General features: G+C 43.0%; 1 protein-coding gene. It reads left to right on the top strand.

All coding sequences use genetic code 11. The annotated features are described in order from the left end of the window. A partial coding sequence (locus tag A3762_RS14570) for a methyl-accepting chemotaxis protein (protein ID WP_231878821.1) occupies nt 1-851 on the top strand: 851 nt, incomplete at its 5' end. Between the last annotated feature and the right edge of the window lie 564 nt (nt 852-1,415).

Here is a 1,415-nt window from a genome sequence, read left to right as displayed (position 1 = left end):
GTGAACTAGTAGATCAAGTGGCACAAAGCTCAACAAAAGCACACAATACAACGAGCGAATTACTAACGCTAAGCACGAATTTGCAGTCACTATCTTCGACACAGCAACAACAAACCGATATGATTGCGAGCGCGGTTGAAGAATTGACAGCATCCGCAAGAGAAGTATCTCATAACGCAAATCAAGCAGCTGATGCAGCATCTCTTGCACATCAAAATTCGCAGTTATGTCGCGACTCAAGTTCAGTGACAGAAACCAACATCCTCAACTTAAACCAACAAATTGCCGAAGCTTCGCAAACCATTTTATCTCTCGATCAAGAAACCACTGAAATTGGGTCTTTGCTTGATGTGATTCGTGGTATTGCAGAACAAACAAATCTTCTTGCTCTCAATGCAGCTATTGAAGCGGCTCGAGCGGGTGAGCAAGGTCGAGGTTTCGCAGTAGTTGCGGATGAGGTCCGATCGCTAGCTATGCGCACGCAGAAATCGACAGAAGAAATTGATCGTATGATTGAACGTTTGCAGAAAGGAAGCGGCAAAGCTGTTAGTACGATTGAAGCGAGTCAATCTCTAGTCAAAACCTGTGTTGAAAACACACACCAAGGTCTTGAATTAATCGAACGAGTGGAACAAGCCATTAACAAGATCAATGACATGAACCAAGTTATTGCGGGCTCTGCCAATGAGCAAAGTACGGTCACTGCTGACATCAGTCGAAGCTTAAACGAAATAGTTACGTCGGCCTTCGAGACCAATGACCAAATATCAAACAGCAATTCGATGATCGAAGAATTGGATCTCCATGTAAAACAGTTAGAGGCAGTAAACAGTAAGTTTAAAAGTACTTAAAGTTTCGTGAGAAGATCACTAAACCATTCAAATATGATATCGCGGCTAGGTAGTTCTTATGGCGACTGTTTCGACAATATGCCGCGCTAAATGAAAGGTAGTCGCTACTTGTCTTGTATTCTGCGCTTGTCCAAGAAAACACCATGGTTTTTGGGTGAGTGATCGATCGCTTGAATGTCAATGTGTGCGTTACCGCTCACATTGAGCTTGAGGTCCTGACGAAACCTTTAAACTACCGTACTGGCATGTCGATAAAGACCGCCAATGCTAAGTAATGCAAATCTTACCCTGGTTAATTTACGCTGCTCAAAAGCTGTACATTGTAGCCTTGACCGTCAACCAAAAAACGAAGAAGAGCTATGCAATTGCAAGGGCTTACTTGCGTCAAACAAGAAGGAATGTTTAGTCTAGCATTGGCGGCCAAATACATTTCAGCATCATGGGTATAGTGTGAAGATATTGCACTTATACAACCGATGTTACGTATTATACTAGGTTGCCTACCAATTAGGCTCAGTGCTTTGTTTGAGTCTGCAGATGTCGATCTATCTGGCAACGTTCCTC

This window comes from Oleiphilus sp. HI0125, from assembly GCF_001635355.1.
This window is presented reverse-complemented; position numbering and strand designations above follow the sequence as displayed.